Annotated in this window: 16 protein-coding genes; 4 read left to right on the top strand and 12 right to left on the bottom strand. The window is 67.4% G+C overall.

From position 1 onward, the window contains the following. Nucleotides 1–108 precede the first annotated feature (108 nt). Nucleotides 109–2,736, bottom strand: coding sequence for a type I DNA topoisomerase (topA, locus tag IHD13_RS01390; RefSeq protein ID WP_195859247.1), 2,628 nt, complete (start codon nucleotides 2,734–2,736; stop codon nucleotides 109–111). A gap of 358 nt (nucleotides 2,737–3,094) precedes the next feature. Between topA and pyk the strand changes: the two genes are divergently transcribed. Then, nucleotides 3,095–4,549 (top strand): pyruvate kinase, encoded by a 1,455-nt coding sequence (pyk, locus tag IHD13_RS01385; RefSeq protein ID WP_195859246.1) that lies wholly within the window; start codon nucleotides 3,095–3,097, stop codon nucleotides 4,547–4,549. Nucleotides 4,550–4,568: 19 nt separating this feature from the next. Beyond that, nucleotides 4,569–5,042 (top strand): methylglyoxal synthase, encoded by a 474-nt coding sequence (locus tag IHD13_RS01380; RefSeq protein ID WP_195859245.1) that lies wholly within the window; start codon nucleotides 4,569–4,571, stop codon nucleotides 5,040–5,042. An 85-nt stretch (nucleotides 5,043–5,127) separates the two neighbouring features. On the opposite strand, the gene oadA is transcribed toward IHD13_RS01380, so the two are convergent. Both oadA and IHD13_RS01370 read right to left on the bottom strand, forming a co-directional pair. Further along, nucleotides 5,128–6,942, bottom strand: a complete 1,815-nt coding sequence (oadA, locus tag IHD13_RS01375; protein WP_195859244.1) for a sodium-extruding oxaloacetate decarboxylase subunit alpha — start codon at nucleotides 6,940–6,942, stop codon at nucleotides 5,128–5,130. Between the two features lie 13 nt (nucleotides 6,943–6,955). After that, nucleotides 6,956–8,359, bottom strand: a complete 1,404-nt coding sequence (locus IHD13_RS01370) for an acetyl-CoA carboxylase biotin carboxylase subunit (RefSeq protein WP_195859243.1) — start codon at nucleotides 8,357–8,359, stop codon at nucleotides 6,956–6,958. 172 nt (nucleotides 8,360–8,531) lie between these two features. On the opposite strand from IHD13_RS01370, the gene IHD13_RS01365 reads away from it, so the two are divergent. Then, nucleotides 8,532–9,515, top strand: coding sequence for a LysR family transcriptional regulator (locus tag IHD13_RS01365; RefSeq protein ID WP_195859242.1), 984 nt, complete (start codon nucleotides 8,532–8,534; stop codon nucleotides 9,513–9,515). Nucleotides 9,516–9,833: 318 nt separating this feature from the next. Next, a complete protein-coding gene (lipA, locus tag IHD13_RS01360; RefSeq protein ID WP_195859241.1) occupies nucleotides 9,834–10,886 on the top strand; it encodes a lipoyl synthase in 1,053 nt (350 codons plus the stop codon). A 108-nt stretch (nucleotides 10,887–10,994) separates the two neighbouring features. Here the strand turns inward: lipA and lipB are convergent, their stop codons facing one another. The 9 genes from lipB to rsfS all read right to left on the bottom strand — a co-directional run bounded on the left by lipB (nucleotide 10,995) and on the right by rsfS (nucleotide 19,347). Continuing rightward, complete coding sequence (lipB, locus tag IHD13_RS01355) at nucleotides 10,995–11,645, bottom strand: lipoyl(octanoyl) transferase LipB (protein ID WP_195859240.1); 651 nt, start codon at nucleotides 11,643–11,645, stop codon at nucleotides 10,995–10,997. After that, nucleotides 11,645–11,950: an HP0495 family protein gene (locus IHD13_RS01350; RefSeq protein WP_195859239.1), complete on the bottom strand. Its 306-nt coding sequence runs from the start codon at nucleotides 11,948–11,950 to the stop codon at nucleotides 11,645–11,647. Before IHD13_RS01350 ends, lipB begins: the two co-directional genes overlap by 1 nt. A 255-nt stretch (nucleotides 11,951–12,205) precedes the next feature. After that, nucleotides 12,206–13,396: a D-alanyl-D-alanine carboxypeptidase family protein gene (locus IHD13_RS01345; protein ID WP_195859238.1), complete on the bottom strand. Its 1,191-nt coding sequence runs from the start codon at nucleotides 13,394–13,396 to the stop codon at nucleotides 12,206–12,208. A 41-nt stretch (nucleotides 13,397–13,437) separates the two neighbouring features. Beyond that, entirely contained in the window at nucleotides 13,438–14,388 is a 951-nt protein-coding gene (locus tag IHD13_RS01340) for a septal ring lytic transglycosylase RlpA family protein (protein ID WP_195859237.1), read from the bottom strand. Beyond that, nucleotides 14,385–15,407 (bottom strand): lytic murein transglycosylase B, encoded by a 1,023-nt coding sequence (gene mltB / locus IHD13_RS01335; RefSeq protein WP_195859236.1) that lies wholly within the window; start codon nucleotides 15,405–15,407, stop codon nucleotides 14,385–14,387. Before mltB ends, IHD13_RS01340 begins: the two co-directional genes overlap by 4 nt. Nucleotides 15,408–15,435: 28 nt before the next feature. Next, a complete protein-coding gene (gene rodA, locus IHD13_RS01330; protein WP_195859235.1) occupies nucleotides 15,436–16,596 on the bottom strand; it encodes a rod shape-determining protein RodA in 1,161 nt (386 codons plus the stop codon). Nucleotide 16,597: 1 nt separating this feature from the next. Next, entirely contained in the window at nucleotides 16,598–18,499 is a 1,902-nt protein-coding gene (mrdA, locus tag IHD13_RS01325) for a penicillin-binding protein 2 (RefSeq protein ID WP_195859234.1), read from the bottom strand. A 27-nt stretch (nucleotides 18,500–18,526) separates the two neighbouring features. After that, entirely contained in the window at nucleotides 18,527–18,994 is a 468-nt protein-coding gene (rlmH, locus tag IHD13_RS01320; RefSeq protein ID WP_195859233.1) for a 23S rRNA (pseudouridine(1915)-N(3))-methyltransferase RlmH, read from the bottom strand. Next, a complete protein-coding gene (gene rsfS / locus IHD13_RS01315; protein ID WP_195859232.1) occupies nucleotides 18,991–19,347 on the bottom strand; it encodes a ribosome silencing factor in 357 nt (118 codons plus the stop codon). Before rsfS ends, rlmH begins: the two co-directional genes overlap by 4 nt. Nucleotides 19,348–19,376 lie beyond the last annotated feature (29 nt).

The following is a 19,376-nucleotide window of genomic DNA, read 5'->3' as shown; positions in this document are numbered from 1 at the left end:
TCGAGCCGAACTCCCACAATAGCAAGCTGGAGCCTTCTCAGGCCGTGGCTTCACGCTGATCTGCGAAGAACCCAATAAAAACGGCCTTGCCGCGCTTTTCGGCCAGGGTCATTTGCGCTTGTCCTCTACCTGCCACTTGCCTCCTTCGAAGGTCGCCTTCCAGCCGCTGGCCTTGCCGTTCTCCTCGGTCATCACGTACTGGCTCTTGGTCTTGCGCGAGAAGCGGATCTGCGCCGGGCGACCATCCGGGTCCTCGCTGGGGGCCTTGAGCAGGAAGTGGTACTTCTCGGGGAGCGCCTCGGCATGGGCCTTGAGCTCGCTGACCAGCGGCGGGCGAGTCTCGCGATTCTTGGGGAACTGGCTGGCGGCCAGGAAGAGGCCACTGGCGCCGTCGCGCAGCACATAGTGGTCATCGACCTTCTGGCAGGCCAGCTCCGGCATGGGGATGGGATCCATCTTCGGCGGCGCCACCTCGCCGCTCTTGAGCAGCTTGCGGGTGTTCTTGCACTCGCTGTTGGTGCAACCGAAGTACTTGCCGAAGCGCCCGCTCTTGAGCTGCATTTCCGAGCCGCACTTGTCGCACTCGATCACCGGCCCCTCATAGCCCTTGATGCGGAACTTGCCCTGCTCCACCTCGTAGCCGTCGCAGTCCGGGCTATTGCCGCAGATATGCAGCTTGCGGGTCTCGTCGATCAGGTAGCTGTCCATGGCGGTGCCGCACTTGGGGCAGCGGTGCTTGGCACGCAGCGCCTCGGTTTCGGCCTCCTCGTCGGCGTCGGCGGCCACCGCCTCCTCGCCGGGAATCAGGTCGATGGTGGTCTTGCAGCGCTCCTTGGGTGGCAGGTTATAGCCGGAGCAACCCAGGAAGACCCCGGTGGAAGCGGTGCGGATCTGCATCTTGCGGCCGCAGCTGGGGCAGTCGATATCGGTGGGCACCGGCTGGTTGGGACGCATGCCATCGTCGCTCTCGGCCCGCTCCAGCTGACGCTTGAAGTCGGCATAGAAGGCGTCCAGCAGCTCTCGCCAGTTGCGCTCACCCTCGGCCACCTGGTCGAGGCTATCCTCCATCCGCGCGGTAAAGGAGAAATCCATCAGGTCGCGGAAGGACTCGGCCAGGCGATCGGTGACGATATCGCCGAGCTTCTCGGCGTAGAAGCGGCGGTTCTCCAGCTTGACGTAGCCGCGCTCCTGGATGGTGGAGATGATTGCCGCATAGGTGGAGGGACGACCGATGCCGCGCTTCTCCAGCTCGCGCACCAGGCTCGCCTCGGTGAAGCGCGCCGGGGGCTTGGTGAAGTGCTGCAGGGGGTCCAGGCTCACCAGCTCCAGCGGCGTGCCCTCGGCCAGGTCCGGCAGCGACTGGTCCTCCTGCTTGCCGGCGGGCTTCATGACCCGGGTATAGCCGTCGAACTTGAGCACCCGCCCCTTGGCCTTGAGCTCATAGCCCTGGGTCTCGACGGTCAGGGTGCTGGAGAGGTACTCCGCCGGGGTCATCTGGCAGGCCACGAACTGGCGCCAGATCAGCTCGTAGAGCCGCTCGGCGTCGCGCTCCATGCCGGCCAGGTCGCTGGCCTTGCGGGTCACCTCGGAGGGACGGATCGCCTCGTGGGCCTCCTGGGCGCCCTCCTTGCTGGAGTAGCGGTTGGGCGACTCGGGCAGGTAGCGTGCCCCGAACTCCTCGGCAATATAGTCGCGGGCACTGGCCACCGCATCCTGGGAGAGGTTGGTGGAGTCGGTCCGCATATAGGTGATATAGCCCGCCTCGTAGAGGCGCTGGGCCAGGGTCATGGTCTTCTTCACCGAGAAGCCCAGTCGCCCGCTGGCGGCCTGCTGCAGGGTCGAGGTAATAAAGGGGGCATTGGGCTTGGAGCGGGTCGGCTTGTCTTCCCGACCGGTGATCGCCAGGCTCGCCGTTTTCAGCGCGGCGATGCGCTTCAGGGTCTCCGTCTCGGAGGTGGGACGGAAGGTCTTGCCGTCCTGGCGCACCAGCTCGAAGCGGATCGGCGCCTGGCCGGCGGCGGCCAGGTCGGCATGCACGTCCCAGAACTCCTCCGGGACGAAGGCGCGGATCTCCCGCTCCCGCTCGACGATCAGGCGCACCGCCACCGACTGCACGCGCCCGGCGGAGAGGCCCCGGGCCACCTTGTTCCAGAGCAGTGGCGAGACCATGAAGCCCACCACCCGATCGAGGAAGCGCCGCGCCTGCTGGGCCTCGACGCGCTCCATCTGCAGCTTGCCGGGGTCCTTGAAGGCCTCCTGGATAGCGTTCTTGGTGATCTCGTTGAACACCACCCGCTTGTAGCGGGACGCGTCGCCACCGATGGTCTCCTTGAGGTGCCAGGCGATGGCCTCCCCCTCGCGATCCAAATCGGTCGCGAGGTAGACGGCATCGGCCTTCTCGGCCTGTTTCTTGAGCTCGGCGACCACCTTCTCCTTGCCGGGCAGTATCTCATAATGGGCCTCCCAGCCGTGCTCCGGGTCGATGCCCATGCGCCGAATCAGCTGATCCCAGGCCTTGCGCTTCTTGTAGGCAGCCTTCTCCTCCGGCGACATCTTGCGGGTCGCCGCCGCCTGGCGGGCGCGCTCCTTGGGATCCGTGGCACCCTTGCCGGAGCCGCTGGTCGGCAGGTCACGAATATGCCCCACGCTCGACTTAACGACGAAATCGTTGCCGAGATACTTATTGATCGTCTTGGCCTTGGCCGGTGACTCGACGATGACCAGTGACTTGCCCATAGTGCTCCACTTTCTATGTGCCCGAGACCGAAGGGTCCCGGCATCGATCCCTCGCCGAAGGGCTCTTCGACGGAAAAATGCGCTTACCCTACCCCAGCCGGCCCCTTCACGCCAGGCCCGCCGCTTTCTGAACCTAGCCCTCGACTCCGGGCCAGGCAAGCGGTGGGCGGCGTCATCTCGCCGTCATGAATTCGTTACAAACTCCCTCGACATGAACTCGAGAGGCCCTTTTCACCAGGCGTCGAGCATGGTCTACTGTGATGTAGTAAAATCACTACATCACAATCATCGAGAACAACGGAGGTCCCGGCCATCGCGCCAAGGCCTCATTCCACGCTGATTCCAGAGGAGTCCTACCATGTCGATCGCCCATTCCCCCCTGCGCCGCACCAAGATCGTCGCCACCCTGGGTCCCGCCAGCGACCGGGAAGGCGTCCTCGAGGCGATGATCCAGGCCGGCGTCGACGTGGTGCGCCTCAACTTCTCCCACGGCACCGCCGAGGATCACCGCCGCCGCCTGCAGGCGGTGCGCGAGATCGCCGACCGTCTGGGCAAGAGCGTCGCCGCCCTCGGCGACCTCCAGGGCCCCAAGATCCGCATCGCCCGCTTCAGCGAGGGTGCCGTGACCCTCGACGAGGGCCAGGCCTTCGTCCTCGACATGGCCATGGACACCGAGGCGGGCACCGCCGAGCGGGTCGGCTGCGACTACAAGGCCCTGGCCGAGGACGTATCGGTTGGCGACGTCCTGCTCCTCGACGACGGCCGCCTGGTGCTGGAAGTGACCCGCATCGACGGCCCCGAGGTGCACACCACCGTCAGCGTCGGCGGGCGCCTGTCCAATAACAAGGGCATCAACAAGCAGGGCGGCGGCCTCTCCGCCGCGGCCCTCACCGACAAGGACAAGGCCGACCTCAAGACCGCCATCGATATCGGCGTCGACTACCTGGCGGTGTCCTTTCCGCGCAGCGCCGCCGACATGCAGGAGGCCCGCGAACTGCTCGGCGAGGCCGGCAAGGAGATCGGCCTGGTGGCCAAGGTGGAGCGCGCCGAGGCGGTGGCCGACCCGGAGACCCTGGACGGCATCATCCGCGCCTCCGAGGCGGTGATGGTGGCCCGCGGCGACCTGGGGGTGGAGATCGGCGACGCCCAGCTGATCGGCGTGCAGAAGCGCATCATCAGCCGCGCCCGCAAGCTCAACCGGGCGGTGATCACCGCGACCCAGATGATGGAGTCGATGATCAGCGCGCCCCTGCCCACCCGCGCCGAGGTGTTCGACGTGGCCAATGCGGTGCTCGACGGCACCGACGCGGTGATGCTCTCCGCCGAGACCGCCGCCGGCGACTACCCGGTGGAGACCATCGAGGCGATGGATCGCCTGTGCCTGGGCGCCGAGCGCGAGCGCACCGCCCAGGAGTCGGGCCACCGCATCCACGAGGGCTTCTCGAAGATCGACGAGACGGTGGCCCTGTCGGCCATGTATGCCGCCAACCACCTGGCCGGGGTGGCCGCCATCGCCTGCATGACGTCCACCGGTTACACGCCGCTGATCGCCTCGCGCATCCGCTCCGGCCTGCCCATCGTCGGCCTGGCCCACAGTCCCATCGCCCAGCGGCGCATGGCCCTCTATCGGGGCGTGGTCTCGGTGCTCTTCGACACCCGCGCCATGGAGGCCACCGAACTCAATGCCCGCGCCCTGGACGAGCTCCAGGCCCGCGGCATCGCCGGTCCCGGCGATCAGGTGATCCTTACCCGCGGCGACCATATGAACGCCCACGGCGGCACCAATACCCTGAAGATCCTGTCAGTCCAGTAAGCGAGCGAGAGGAGGTCCCATGAGCGAATCCCGTCCCCGCCAGGTGCACCGCCGCCGGCTACCCGAACGCAAGCGCATCGCCCTGATCGCCCACGACGGCAAGAAGGAGGAGCTGCTGGCCTGGGCCGGGCGCTGGCGCGACACCCTGGCCCAACATGAGCTCTTGGGCACCGGCACCACCGCCCGCCGGGTCGCCGAGCGGCTGGACCTCGAGGTCGAAGGCGTCATGAGCGGCCCCCTGGGGGGCGACCAGCAGATCGGCGCGCGCATCACCGAGCAGCGCCTGGACCTGCTGGTGTTCTTCTGGGACCCCTTCGCCCCCCAGCCCCACGACCCGGACGTCAAGGCACTGCTGCGCCTGGCGGCGCTGTGGAACGTGCCGGTGGCCTGCAATATGGCCAGCGCCGACTTCCTGCTGAGCTCACCGCGGCTAGCCGAGGCGGTCGATATCGAGATTCCCGATGCCGACGGCTGGATCAGCTCGCGAAGCTAAGGAACGCCCGCCACGGCGGCGTAACGCAATACGAAGGGCGCCCAGTGGCGCCCTTCGCTGGTTTCACGGCAGCCATACCGTCGAATCACGCCTCGGCGACGATCTCCACCAGCACCTCCCCCGGGGTGACCCGGTCGCCCTTGGCCACATGCACCGCCTCGACCCGCCCGGCCAGACGCGCATGCACCTCGGTCTCCATCTTCATCGCCTCGGTGATCAGGATCGCCTGCCCCTCCTCGACCCGCTGACCGACGCCCACCAACACCTCGACGATGGTCCCCGGCATGGCGGTGGTCACATGCCCCGCGCCGGAGGCTCGGGCGCGGGGCGCGGCGGTCGGCGCCGGCTGACTGGCCCGGGGCTCGAAGATCACCGCCTCGGGCATGCCGTCCAGGCTCAGGTAGACCTGGCGGCGCCCGCCCACGTCGCGCCCCACCCCGGTGATCTGCACCTCGTAGGATTCGCCGTGCACATCGATCACGAAGTCGGTGGGCGGTGCCTCCGCTACCGGGCGACGTGCCGCGCCCCCCTCCTCCAGCGGCTCGGGCACCAGGCTGCCCTCCCGGCGCCCGACCAGGAAGTCGCGGCCGATATCGGGAAAGAGGGCGAAGGTGAGCAGGTCCTCCTCGGACTCGGCCAGGTCACCGATGGCCTCCCGCAATCGCGGCAGCTCGGGGGGCAACTGATCCGCCGGGCGGCCCTGAGCCACGGGCTGGTTGCCCACGGCGCGGCTGCGCAGGGCCTCGTCCACCGGCCCCGGCGCCCGCCCATAGCCTCCCAGCAGGTAGCGCTTCACCTCGTTGGTGATCGCCCTGTAGCGCTCACCGCTGAGCACGTTCATCACCGCCTGGCTGGCGACGATCTGGGAATTGGGCGTCACCAGCGGCGGATAGCCCAGCTCGGCGCGCACCCGGGGGATCTCCTCGAACACCTCCTGGATCCGCGACAGGGCATTCTGCTCGCGCAGCTGGTTGGCCAGGTTGGACATCATGCCGCCGGGGATCTGGTTGAGCTGCACACCGATATCCTCCCGGGTGAACTCGCTCTCGAAGCGGGCATATTGGGCGCGCGCCTCGCGCAGGGCATCACCGACCCGGCGAATCGCCGCCAGATCCAGACCGGTGTCCTGGGGCGTGCCCTGCAGGGCCGCTACCAGCGCCTCGCTGGCCGGGTGACTGGTGCCACCGGCGAAGGCGCCGCTGCAGGTATCCAGGTGGCGACAGCCGGCCTCCACCGCCTTGAGGTGACACATGGCGGCGAGCCCCGAGGTGGCGTGGGTATGCAGGTGCACCGGCACCTCCAGGGCATCGACCAGGGCCGCCACCAGCTCGTAGGTGGCGTAGGGGGTGAGCAGCCCCGCCATGTCCTTGATGGCGATGGAGTCGGCGCCCATGGCCACCAGTTGCTTGGCATCCGCGACGAAGCTGGCCCGATCGTGGACCGGGCTCACCGTGTAGCAGAGCGCCGCCTGGGCATGCTTGCCGCTGGCCTTGACCGCGGCCAGGGGCACCTCCAGGTTGCGGAAGTCGTTCAGGGAGTCGAAGAGGCGGAAGATATCGATGCCCCCCGCCGCGGCCCGGGCCACGAAGGCCTCCACCACGTCGTCGGCATAGTGGCGATAGCCCACCAGGTTCTGGCCCCGCAGCAGCATCTGCAATGGCGTCCTGGGCAGCGCCGCCTTCAAGCGGTGCAGCCGCTCCCAGGGATCCTCCTTGAGAAAGCGCACGCAGGCATCGAAGGTCGCCCCGCCCCACACCTCCAGGGCGTGGTAACCGATGGCATCCAGTTCGGGACAGGCCGGCAGCATGTCCTCGGTGCGCAGGCGGGTGGCAATCAGCGACTGGTGGCCGTCGCGCAGCACCACTTCGGTGAGCCGTACCGGGTCGTTCGATTCACTCATTCTCTGTAGGTCCTTAGAGGCCGGCATGGGCGGCGATGGCGGCGGCGATCACCAGGGCCACCTCCTCCGGATGGCGTTTGCTCGAGTAGTCGAGCAGCTCCGGGTGGGCGGCCAGGAAGCCGGTGTCGAAGTGCCCTTCGCGCAGCGCCGGGTGACGCAGTATCTCTTCGTAATAGGCCGCCGTGGTCTTGATGCCCTGTAGGCGCATGTCATCCAGGGCGCGTACCGCCCGATTGAGGGTCTCCTCCCAGGTCATGCCCCAGACGATCAGCTTCAGGCAGAGGGTATCGAAGTGGGGCGGCACCCGGTAGCCGGTATGGATGGCGGTGTCGACCCGCACCCCGGGGCCGCCGGGGGCATAGTAGCGGGTGATGCGCCCGAAGGAGGGCAGGAAGTCGTTCTTGGGGTCCTCGGCATTGATGCGGCACTGGATGGCATAGCCGTGGTGGCGGATATCCTCCTGGCGGAAGGCCAGCTTGTGGCCGGCGGCGAGGCGGATCTGCTCGCGGACGATATCCACCCCGGTGACCGCCTCGGTGACGGTGTGCTCCACCTGGATGCGCGGGTTCATCTCCATGAAATAGATCTCGTTGCCACGCACCAGAAATTCCACGGTGCCGGCGTTCTCGAAGCCCACCGCGGTGGCCGCCTGGATCGCCAGCTCGCCCATGTAGGCCCGCTGCTCCGGGGTCAGCCGCGGACTGGGGGCCACCTCGATCAGCTTGCGATTACGCCGCTGCAACGAACAGTCCCGCTCGAAGAGGTGGATCACCCCACCATGCCGGTCGGCGAGCACCTGCACCTCGATATGCTGGGCCGCGGCGATGCACTTCTCCAGGTAGAGCTCGGTCTCGCCGCTCTCCTCGGGCAGGGTTTCCCAGGCCCGGGTCAGCTGGACGGCGTCATCACAGCGGCGCAGGCCGCGTCCGCCGCCGCCGCGCAGGGTCTTGAGCATCACCGGGTAACCCAGGCCATCGGCCAGCGCCCGGGCCTCGTCGAGGCCGGTCAGGGCCGCCATGGCACCGGGGGTGATGGGGATACCGGCGCCATGCATGACGCCCCGCGCCGCCACCTTGTCGCCGAGGGCGGCAATGGCCTCGCTGTCGGGCCCGATGAAGACGATGCCCGCCTCGGTGCAGATTCGGGCGAACTCGGCATTCTCGGCCAGGAAGCCGTAACCGGGGTGGATGGCGTCACAGCCGGTCTCCCGGGCCAGGTCCACCAGGCGCCGCGGATCCAGGTAGCCGGCCAGGGGGTCGTCGCCGACGAAGTAGGCCTCGTCGGCGCGCTTCACGTGCAGGGCGAAGCGGTCCGGCTCGGTATAGATGGCCACCGAGCGAATGCCCATCTCGGCACAGGCCCGCTCGATGCGCACTGCGATCTCGCCGCGATTGGCAATCAACAACTTCGTGAACACGAGGCCTCCAGGGTTGCGTCCATGACGGGCATGGGGAAGACTGTGCCCGCGGCCAGGCCGAGTCCAGGGCCCCGGCCCAACCCTTTAACCTAGCCGGGCCGGAACCAATAGAAAAGCCGTATTTTTTTTGCCAACCTATAAGTCAGGACTTATAGCTAGCGGAAGCGCAACCATGTCACGTCCCAGTCTGCTCAACCGCCTGACCTTTCGTCAGCTGCAGGTGTTCCAGGCGGTCTACCGCCAGCAGTCCTATTCCCGCGCGGCGGAGCAGCTCGGCTTGACGCAACCGGCGGTCAGCGCCCAGATTCGCCAGCTCGAGCAGGTGCTGGAACAACCGCTGTTCAAGTATGCCGGCAAGACCCTGCATATCCTGCCCGCCGCCGACGCCCTCTCGGCCTCGGTACAGGCGATCTTCGGCCAGGTCTCGAGCCTGCAGATGGAGCTCTCGGAGCTGGCCGGCACCATTCGCGGCGAGCTCAACCTGGCGGCGGTCTCCACCGCCCAGTATGTGGTGCCGCATATCCTGGCGCGCTTTCGCGCCCGCTACCCGGAGGTTCAGGTACGGCTGCGGGTGTGCAACCGCGGCCAGGCCCTGGAGCGCCTGGCGGAGCGCCGCGACGACCTGGTGATCATGGGCATGGTGCCCAGCGACCCCAACCTGGCCTTTATGCCGATCCTCGACAACGAGCTGATACCGGTGGTCTGGCCGGGCCACCCCCTGCTCGCCGCCAAGGCACCGACCCTCGACGATTTCGCCCACCACTATGTGCTGATGCGCGAACCGGGCTCCGGGGCACGCACGGCCTTCGAGGAGTTCGCCGCCCGGGAGCGGGTCTCGCTCTCGCATACCATCGAGCTGGGCACCAACGAGGCGATCAAGCAGGGGGTCATGGCGCACCTGGGAGTGGCGGTGCTGCCGCGCCTGGCGGTGCAGCTGGAGATCGCCTCGGGACTGCTCGCCTCACCGCGCCTGCCGGGCTTCCCGCTGCGCCGCTCCTGGTGCACGGTACACCCCAAGGACAGGCCCCCCTCCCCGGTCACCGAACTCTTCCTGCGCTTCGTGCGGGAGATCCTGCCGGAGCTCAACACCCATTTCCAGGCCCCCCTGACGCCCATGCCGGGCCACGACGTCGCCTGCCTGCCGCTGAAATCCTGATGCGCCTTAGAGGGTGTTTACAAATGTCACGAGCGATGGCCAGGTAAGGCGAAATCAGTCGAAAAAGCGGAGTTTACGAGGGGGTAAATGAGCATTTTGAGACTGATTTCAACGCCGCATGGCCTAGCGCAGTAGTTTGTAAACACCCTCTTATCGTGGACGCCTAAGTGGCCGGCCTGTGCCAGTTCGGCGCGGCTGTGGTAAATTACCGGCCTGCAATCCATCGGGTCACCGGCCCGCCCAGCTTGGTCCCACCCCGGGCGACCAGCGGCGCAGCGCCCGGCCCTGGCAGCCGCCCAGCGGAGGAGCTCACCCCTTATGAACGACGACACCTCGAAACCGATCTCCAGCGGCGCCAAGTTCCGCACCGAGCACGGCTTCACCGCCATCAAGGACGGCATCAAGCAGCGCCGCCAGGAGGGCGAGGGCCCCGACCTGGGGCGCAAGCCCAAGTGGCTGCGCGCCCAGATCCCCGGCGGCGAGCGTTTCGAGGCGGTCAAACGCAACGTCAGCGAGCACCGCCTGAGCACCGTCTGCGCCGAGTCCCACTGCCCCAACATGGGCGAGTGCTGGAGCAATGGCACGGCGACCATCATGCTGATGGGCTCGGTATGTACCCGCGCCTGCCGCTTCTGCGCCGTGGACACCGGCAACCCCAAGGGCTGGCTGGACGCCGAGGAACCGGCCAATACCGCCGAGTCAGTGGAACTGATGGGGCTGCGCTATATCGTGCTGACCTCGGTGGATCGCGACGACCTGGAGGACGGTGGCGCCTCCCACTATGCGGCCTGTATCCGTGCCATCAAGGCCAACACCCCCGAGGTGGTGGTGGAAGCCTTGACCCCGGACTTCGACGGCGTCCACGCCGCCATCGAGCAGGTGGTGGACTCGGGCCTGGAGGTCTTCGCCCAGAACGTCGAGACCGTGGAACGCCTCACCGAGCGGGTCCGCGATCCCCGCGCCGGCTACCGCAAGACCCTGGACGTGCTGGCCCATGCCAAGCGCCACAAGCCCGAGGTACTCACCAAGACCAGCCTGATGCTGGGTCTCGGCGAGACCGAGGAGGAGATCCTCGCCACCTTCGACGACCTGCGAGAGATCGGCGTGGATATCGTTACCCTGGGCCAGTACCTGCGCCCGACCCGCAACCACCTGCCGGTGGAGCGCTACGTCACCCCCGAGGAGTTCGAGCGCTACCGCCGGATCGGCCTGGAGAAGGGCTTTATGGAGGTGGCCTCGGGCCCGCTGGTGCGCTCCAGCTACCGCGCCGACCGGGTGTTCGAGAAAAACAACCTGGGCCTGGCCGCCCCCGCCGAGGTACCCGGGCAGACCCCCGATCCCAATCGGATCGAGGCGGTCAACGTGGGGTAACGCTGGAAGCTGGAAGCTGGAAGCTGGAAGCTGGAAGATAGCCTGAGCTGAATATGGCCAGTGACAAGGAAAGTCCTTGTCACTGGCTTTTTTCGATCTGGCAAGGGCCTAGGCGGAGTCCAGGGTCCTGCCCAGTTCGCTGGCCAGACAAAAGGCCAGGCGCTCCCCCACCGTCGCCACGTCCGGACAGTCGTCCACCAGATCCGCCAGGCGGGTCATGGCCATGCCGGCGTAACCGCAGGGGTTGATGCGCTGGAAGGGCGAGAGATCGCCGTCGACGTTCAGCGCCACGCCGTGGAAACTGCTGCCGCGGCGGATCCTCAGCCCCAGGGAGGCGATCTTGTCATCGCCCACATAGACGCCGGGGGCATCGGGGCGCGCCCGGGCCTCGACGCCCAGCTCGGCGAGCAGGGCAATCACCGCCTGCTCCAGGGCCGTCACCAGGTCGCGCACGCCGAGGCCGGCGCGACGCACATCGATCAACGGATAGAGCACCACCTGTCCCGGCCCGTGATAGGTGACCTGGCCACCCCGATCACTCTGCACCACGGGAATGTCCCCGGGCATCAGCAGATGCTCGGGCTTGCCCGCCCGCCCCTGGGTAAAGACCGGGTCGTGCTCCACCAGCCAGAACTGGTCGGGGGTCTCGGCGTCGCGCCGGTCGGTGAAGTCGCGCATCGCCTGCCACACCGGCTCATAGGGGCGTCGGCCGAGGCGATGAAATTCGATGGACGGCAGCAGGGCCGGAGTGGACGCCATCACACCACCATATGCACGCGGCCGGTGGCCTTGAGGGCGGTGAACAGGCGCTGCAGGTGGGCCTCGCCTTCGGCGGTGATGGTCAGGCGCACCGACTGGAAGCGGCCGTTGCGGCTGTCCACCACCTGAATGCTGGTGCGGTCGAAGCCCGGTGCATGGGTCTCGACGATGGCCACCACGGTCGCGCGAAAGTCGTCGGCGGCGTCGCCGACGATCTTCAGCGGGTAGTCACAGGGGAATTCGACCTTGGGACGCGCCGCGCCGCCAGGGGCCTGGCGCAGGTCACGCAGGGAGTTGTCGCTCATGAGGAATACTCGACGCAAGTCATGTCCGAGTATTCTACTCAACCTATCCCCTGCCACCAAGGGAGCGTTGAGGCAGGGCTATCGCAGTTAACACGCTTTCACGGGGCTAACCTGAGGACAGGCCATCGCGGGGCGCTGTGAACCCCTCCCTGGGCGCTACCGATGCCATCCCTGGCATAGGACCCCCGCTCCGGCCTGTCCCCAGCGCCCCTTAGCCATTTCCATCGGGGGCGGTGGGGCTCAGGAACTCAAGGATCAGCTAAAGAAACCGCTGATAAACTGGCGAATGGCGTCCAGCAGGCGCTTGAACAAGCCGCCCTGCTCCACCGGCTCCAGGGCCACCAGGGGGCGTTCGGCCACCACCTCGTCGCCCAGTACCACCTGGAGAGTACCGACCCGCTCGCCGGCGGCCACCGGGGCATTGATGGCGTCGGGCAGGCTCAGCCGGGCATTGAGGCCCTCGTTGCGCGCACGGGGCACGGTGGCCCACAGCGCGCCGTCGACACCCAGGCTCAGCTCATCCACCTCGCCACCCCAGATGCGCGGGGTAGCGACGACCTCATCCTCCTCATACACCTTGAGGGTCTCGTAATAGCGGAAGCCGTAGCTGAGCAGCTTCTGGGTCTCCTGGGCCCGTGCCTCTTCGGAGGCGGTGCCCATCACCACCGAGATCAGCCGCATGCCATCACGCTCGGCGGAAGCGACCAGGCAGTAGCCGGCCTCGCTGGTGTGGCCGGTCTTGAGGCCATCCACCGAAGGATCGCGCCACAGCAGGCGATTGCGATTGGGCTGACGAATGCCGTTATAGGTGAAGTAGCGCTCCGAGTAGACCGCGTAGTGCTCGGGGTAGTCGTTGATGATGTAGCGGGAGAGCAGCGCCATGTCTCGGGCCGAAGAGTAGTGATCGGCATCCGGCAGGCCGGTGGCATTGACGAAGTTGGTGTTGTGCATGCCCAGGCGGGTAGCGTGCTGGTTCATCAGGTCGGCGAAGGGACGCTCGCCACCGGCCAGGTGCTCGGCCACGGCGACGCTGGCATCGTTGCCGGACTGGATGATGATGCCGTAGAGCAGATCATGGATGGAGACCTGGGTCCCCACCTCGACGAACATCTTCGAGCCCCCGGTGCGCCAGGCGCGCTCGCTGATGGTCACCGGATCCTCCATGGCGATATTGCCCTGATCGAGCTCCCGCTCCACCAGGTAGGCGGTCATCAGCTTGGTGAGGCTGGCCGGCGGCAGGCGCTCGTCGGCGTTGTGCTCCACCAGCACCTCGCCGCTGTTGGCATCCATCAGGATCCAGGAGCTGGCGGCCAGTTGGGGCGGGGCCGGAATCATGGTCTGGGGCGTCGGCTGCTGGGCCTGGGCCGACAGGCTCAGGGTAGCGACACAGAGCAACAGGGTGCCGAGCAGGCGCCGCAGCGGCAAACGAAGTGACAACTGGCTCATAGGGCGATATCTCATCGATAAATACATGGGGAAGACAATCGTTACTCTTGGCGAATCAGCAGGGTCTGGGCGAAGCCGGCCCGACGCAGGGCATCGCGCAGCGGGTCGAGGCGCCCGGCATCGGCCACCGGCCCCACCTGGACCCGGTGGATGCCGGCCTGGCTCTCCACCCGCACCGGGTGCCCCAGCTCGGCCTCGAGGCGGGCCTTGAGTTCCTGGGCATTGCCCGACGAGCCAAGGGCGGCCACCTGCAGAAAGAGAGGCTCGCCGGGCACCGCCTGCTCACCTGACGGGGCCTGGGTCGCCGGGGCAGGCTCGACCGATGCGCTCGCTGGGCGGGGCTCGGTCGGGCCGCGCTCGGTCGGCGTCGCCCGGGGCGCGGTCGACTGGCCATTCCGGGCCAACCACTCCTCGGGGTCGATGGCCTCCACCGTGACCCGGCCGGTACCGGCGTCGAGGATCCCCAGGCGCGCCGCGGCGGCATAGGAGAGATCGATCTCGCGATCCTCATGGAAGGGGCCGCGATCATTGATTCGCACGATCACCGACTGGCCATTGACCTGGCTGGTGACCCGGGCATAGGTGGGCAGCGGCAGCGAGCGGTGGGCGGCGCTCATCTTGTACATGTCGTAGATTTCGCCATTGGAGGTGGCGTAGCCGTGAAACTTCTCCCCATACCAGGAAGCGATACCGGAGCGTCGATAGCCTCGGGCGTCATCCAGCACCCGATAGCTCTGGCCCCACACCTGATAGGGGGAGCGATTGCCGCCCCGGGAACGAGGTTCGATCCGCGGCACCGCATCCGGCACATCGGAGACGTCCGGGGGCAACTCCGGATAGGCATCGCTGGCCCGGGCGTAGCGTCCGGTGGCGGTCTCGGTGGCACTCGCCGCGGCGTCGCCGGGCGCCGGGGCACTGCTGCCCCCCCCGCCACTGGCACAGCCCGCCAGCAGTGCCGCGATCGCCAGCAGGCTCAGGGGAGTGACCTTCATGCGTCCTCCTCCCGGGCCGCGGCGATGGCCTCGGCCAGCTCGGTGACCGCCATGGCATAGAGATGGCTATGGTTGTAGCGGGTGATCACATAGAAGTTATGGTGCCCCAGGCGATAGCGGTAATGGATATCGCCGGCCTCATCCTGGTAGTCCAGGGCCAGGGGAATCACCCGGGCGTCCTCGTCGTAGGCACCATTCATCGGCCCGATCCCAACCGAAGCGAGGCGACCCAGCTCGGCATAGGGAGGCCGGGTCCGGTTGAAGTCGATACCATCCGGGAGCGCTTCCGGTCCCTCGGCGTCGGCGTAGATCGGCTCGCCCGGGCGCCAGCGGTGCTCGGCGAAGTAGTTGGCGACGCTGCCGATGGCATCGACCGGGTTGAACCAGAGGTCGCGAATGCCATCGCCGTCGAAGTCCACCGCATAGGCGCGATAACTGGTGGGAATGAATTGGGGGTAACCCATGGCACCGGCATAGGACCCCATCATCTCGCCGGGCTCGACGCCCTGCTCATGGGTGATCTCCAGGAAGGCGGCCAGCTCGCCGCGGAAGAAGTCGCCGCGCCGTGGATGGTGGAAGGCCAGGGTCGCCAGGGAATCGAGCACCCGGTGGCGCCCCTTGAACTGGCCGAAGCGGGTCTCGACGCCGATGATGGCGGCGATGACCTCCGGGGGCACGCCGAACTCCGACTCGGCGCGGGCGAAGGCCTCATGATGGGCGTCGATAAAGTCGACCCCTTCGGCGACCCGCTCCGGCTGCATGAAGATGGCACGGTACTCGTCCCAGCGCAGGCGACGCTCGGCGGCGCCGGCCATGGCATCCAGCACGCTCTGCTGGAAGACCGCGGCCCGCAATTGCTCGTTGAGCCACTCTGCCGGAATCTCCCGGGCGCTCAGCTCCGCCACCAGCGCCGCCACCCCGTCGTGCTCGGCGGGATCGAAGTCGGCGGCCTGGGCCGGTAGCATCACTCCCAGCCCCAGGCTCAACAGCCAGGCCGAGCCGGCTTTCACTCGCTTCATCGTCTCTCCTCTCCCTGGTATGCCGCCACTATCTGGGCAGTAGCCGACGGTGGGCCTGAATGGCCATGAGAATACCGAAACCGGCCAGCAAGGTCACGCTGGAGGTACCGCCATAGCTGACCAGTGGCAGGGGCACCCCGACCACCGGCAGGATCCCGCTGACCATGCCCACGTTGACGAACACATAGATAAAGAAGGTCAGCACGATACTGCCGGCCAGCAGGCGTCCGAAGCTGTCCTGGGCGGTGTTGGCCAGCCATAGGCCGCGACCGATGATCAGCAGGTAGAGCACCAGCACCGTCAGCATGCCCACCAGGCCGAACTCCTCGCCCAGCACCGCGACGATAAAGTCGGTGTGGCGCTCGGGCAGGAATTCCAGCTGCGACTGGGTGCCCCCGAGCCAGCCCTTGCCGGTGAGGCCGCCGCTACCGATGGCGGTGGTCGACTGGATGATGTTCCAGCCCGCGCCCAGCGGATCGCTCTCCGGATTGAGGAAGGTCAGCACCCGCTGGCGCTGGTAGTTGTGCATGTTCATCCACAGCAGCGGCAAGGCGGCGGCGGCCAACGCCCCCATGGCCAGGATAAAGCGCCAGGAGAGTCCCGCCAGCAGGATCACGAAGACGCCCGAGCAGGCCACCAGCAAGGAGGTGCCCAGGTCCGGCTGGCGGGCGATCAGCAACACCGGCAGCGCCAGCAGGACGCCACACACCAGCAGGTCTTGCCAGCGCGGCGGCAGCGGACGGCGGCACAGGTAGGCGGCCACCATCATCGGCATGGCCAGTTTCATCAGCTCCGACGGCTGGAAACGCATCACCCCGGGGATTACCAGCCAGCGCTTGGCGCCCATGCCGATATCCCCCATGATCTCCACGGCGATCAGCATCAGGAGTCCGCCGCCATAGACCACGGGCGCCCAGCGCATCAGGCTGGCCGGCGACAGCCGCGCCAGCAGCAGCATCACCACCAGGGCGGCGACGAAGCGGGTCGCCTGGGCCTGGACCACCGGCAGGCGCTGGCCGCTGGCACTGAAGAGCACCATCAGGCCACCCCCCATCAGCACCAGCAACAACGCCAGCAGCCAGGGGTCCAGGTGCAACCGGGTCCACACCGACTTGCGTCGCGAGATACCACTCTGCGGGGGACGCACCGGACGCGAACGCCACGGCGCCAGCTGTTCGAATCGATTCATATCAGTTTCCGGCCACCCTGCCGTTGTCGCTCTCGATACGCTCGCGCAACTCCTCCACCTCGGGGGCCTCCTCCTCCAGCAACCAGGCGTCGGTCATGGCGCGGGCCAGGTGCGCCGCATGGGTACTCCCGCCGCCGGCGTTCTCGACGATCACCGAGACCGCGATCCGCGGCTCCTCCAGGGGCGCGAAGGCCATGAAGAGGGCGTGGTCACGCAGCCGCTCGGCGAGTTCCTCGGCGTTGTAACGCTGATCCTGCCCCAGGGAGAAGACCTGGGCGGTCCCCGACTTGCCCCCCATGCGGTACTCCAGGCCGACGCCGGTGCGGCGTGCCGTGCCCTCATGGCCGGTCAGCACCTTTTCCATGCCGGAGAAGACCCGGTCCCACCACTGGTCATTCTCGAGGTGAACCGATTCCGGTGCGGGGGCCATGACCACCGGCTCGTCCCCCACCGCCCGGGCCAGGTGCGGCGTGATCCACTCACCACGGTTGGCCAGCACGGCGGTGGCGGTGGCCAGCTGCAGGGGCGTGACCATCCAGTAGCCCTGGCCGATGCCCACCGAGAGGGTCTCGCCGGGGTACCAGGGCTGGTTGAAGCGTCCCCGCTTCCACTCCCGGGAGGGCATCAGGGCAGCGCTCTCGCCGAAGACGTCGTGCCCGACCCGCTGGCCGAAGCCGAAGCGCGTCATGTGCATATGCAGGCGATCGATCCCCAGCTCATGGGCCAACTGGTAGTAGTAGGTGTTGTTGGAGACGGCGATGGAACGCTCCATGTCGACCCGCCCATGCCCCCAGCGCAGCCAGTTGCGGTAGCGCCGGGTATCATTGGGCAACTGGTAGTAGCCGGGGTCACGCACCACGGTATCCGGGGTGATCACCCCTTCCGCCAGGCCAGCCAGGGCCAGGAAGGGCTTGATGGTAGAGCCCGGCGGGTACTGGCCACGGATGGCGCGATTGAACAGCGGCAGGTCGATATCGTCCTGCAATGCCCGGTAGGAAGCGGTATCGATACCGGTGACGAACTGGTTGCTGTCGAAACCGGGGGCGGAGACCATGGCGAGGATCTCGCCACTGGCCGGCTCGATGGCAACGATGGAGCCACGGCGACCATCGAGCAGTTCATAGGCCAGGGTCTGCAGTTCCTTGTCGAGGGTCAGGGTCAGGTTCTGCCCGGGCACCGGGTCACTCCGCCCCAACTCCCGCAATACCCGCCCTCGGGCATTGGTCTCCACCTGACGCAGCCCCGCCTGGCCATGCAGCAGGCTCTCGTACTGGCGTTCCACCCCGGTCTTGCCGATGAAGTGGGTGCCCGCGTAGTTGCCGGTGTCCAGGGTCTGCAGCTCTTCGGCATTGATGCGCCCCACATAGCCCAGGGCGTGGGCCATGATCTCGGCATCCGGGTAGTAGCGCAGCAGTTGCGCCTCTACCTCGACGCCGGGCAGGCGGTGGCGATTGACCGCCAGGCGAGCGATCTGCACTTCGTCCAGGTCACTCATCAGCAGCGCCGGCTGGAAGGGCCGCTGACGCTGTCGGGAGCGCTCGCGGAAGGCCTCCACTTCATCCTCCGGCAACTCGAGCAACTCCACCAACAGCGCCAGTGTCGCCTCCAGGTCCTCGACCCGCTCGCGCACCAGGGTCAGGTTGTAGGTGGGGCGATTCTCGGCCAGCAGCACGCCGTTGCGGTCATAGATCAGCCCACGGGTCGGAGGCAGCGGTTCGACCCGCACCCGGTTCTTCTCCGAGCGGGTGATATAGACCTCGTGCTGCACCACCTGCAGGTAGGCCAGGCGACCCATCAGGGTGGCGGTCAGGGCCACCACCAGGAAGGCCGCCAGCAGCGAGCGCCAGCGGAAGATGCGCACTTCCTGCTCGGGGTTCTTCAGCGCCTGGCGAGAATTACGCATGAATAAGGCTCGGCGACATGAACTCGCTCAACGGTGATAGGGGTGGCCGACCAGCAGGGTCCAGGCCCGGTAGAGCTGCTCGGCGAGCAGGATGCGCACCAGGGGGTGCGGCAGGGTCAGCGGCGACAGCGACCAGCGCTGGTCGGCACTCGCGGAGAGTCCCGGTTCCAGGCCGTCGGGGCCACCCACCAGCAGAGCCACGTCGCGGCCCTCCAGGCGCCACCCCTCAGCCTCCCGGGCCAGCTGCTCGGTGCTCCAGGGCTTGCCTCCCACCTCGAGCGCCACCCGGTGCTCGTTGCCCCTGAGGCGCTCGCGAATGCGTTCCGCCTCCTGGGCCACGGCCCGGGCCGGGTCGCTGTTCTTGCCCCGGGCGCCCGGAGCGATCTCGACGATCTCCAGGGCGAAGTCCCGCGGCAGGCGCTTGCGATACTCGGCCACCCCGGCCTCCACCCAGGCGGGCATGCGATTGCCCACCGCCACCAGCTTGATCTTCACACCGCGCCCCCGCGGCGCTCCCCGTCGGCGGGCAGGTCGGCCCAGAGTCGCTCCAGGTCGTAGAGGCGACGGGTCTCCGGCAACATCACGTGCACCACCAGGTCACCCAGGTCCACCAGCACCCAGTCGTCTCCGGCACGGCCCTCGGTACCCAGGGGCTGGAGCCCCGCGGCCTTGGCCTTTTCCACCACGTTATTGGCCAGCGCCGCCACATGGCGGTTGGAGGTGCCGCTGGCCACCAGCATCAGGTCGGTGACACTGGTCAGGTTGGAGACATCCAGCAGGGTGATGTCCTGGGCCTTGAGCTCTTCCAGGGCATCCACCACCAGGGTCTTGAGGGAGTCGATATGCATAGCGCCTCGTGTCATGACAGGAGTCTAAA

It is taken from the genome of Halomonas sp. 328 (assembly GCF_015645095.1).
GTDB lineage: Bacteria > Pseudomonadota > Gammaproteobacteria > Pseudomonadales > Halomonadaceae > Bisbaumannia.
Note: the sequence above shows the minus strand (reverse complement) of the source record. Positions and strands in the feature narration are given on the sequence as shown.

Coding starts and splice junctions, on each gene's coding strand:
- topA (WP_195859247.1), bottom strand. CDS start 2,736: ATGGGCAAGTCACTGGTCATCGTCGAGTCACCGGCCAAGGCCAAGACG.
- pyk (WP_195859246.1), top strand. CDS start 3,095: ATGTCGATCGCCCATTCCCCCCTGCGCCGCACCAAGATCGTCGCCACC.
- IHD13_RS01380 (WP_195859245.1), top strand. CDS start 4,569: ATGAGCGAATCCCGTCCCCGCCAGGTGCACCGCCGCCGGCTACCCGAA.
- oadA (WP_195859244.1), bottom strand. CDS start 6,942: ATGAGTGAATCGAACGACCCGGTACGGCTCACCGAAGTGGTGCTGCGC.
- IHD13_RS01365 (WP_195859242.1), top strand. CDS start 8,532: ATGTCACGTCCCAGTCTGCTCAACCGCCTGACCTTTCGTCAGCTGCAG.
- lipA (WP_195859241.1), top strand. CDS start 9,834: ATGAACGACGACACCTCGAAACCGATCTCCAGCGGCGCCAAGTTCCGC.
- lipB (WP_195859240.1), bottom strand. CDS start 11,645: ATGGCGTCCACTCCGGCCCTGCTGCCGTCCATCGAATTTCATCGCCTC.
- IHD13_RS01350 (WP_195859239.1), bottom strand. CDS start 11,950: ATGAGCGACAACTCCCTGCGTGACCTGCGCCAGGCCCCTGGCGGCGCG.
- IHD13_RS01345 (WP_195859238.1), bottom strand. CDS start 13,396: ATGAGCCAGTTGTCACTTCGTTTGCCGCTGCGGCGCCTGCTCGGCACC.
- IHD13_RS01340 (WP_195859237.1), bottom strand. CDS start 14,388: ATGAAGGTCACTCCCCTGAGCCTGCTGGCGATCGCGGCACTGCTGGCG.
- mltB (WP_195859236.1), bottom strand. CDS start 15,407: ATGAAGCGAGTGAAAGCCGGCTCGGCCTGGCTGTTGAGCCTGGGGCTG.
- rodA (WP_195859235.1), bottom strand. CDS start 16,596: ATGAATCGATTCGAACAGCTGGCGCCGTGGCGTTCGCGTCCGGTGCGT.
- mrdA (WP_195859234.1), bottom strand. CDS start 18,499: ATGCGTAATTCTCGCCAGGCGCTGAAGAACCCCGAGCAGGAAGTGCGC.
- rsfS (WP_195859232.1), bottom strand. CDS start 19,347: ATGCATATCGACTCCCTCAAGACCCTGGTGGTGGATGCCCTGGAAGAG.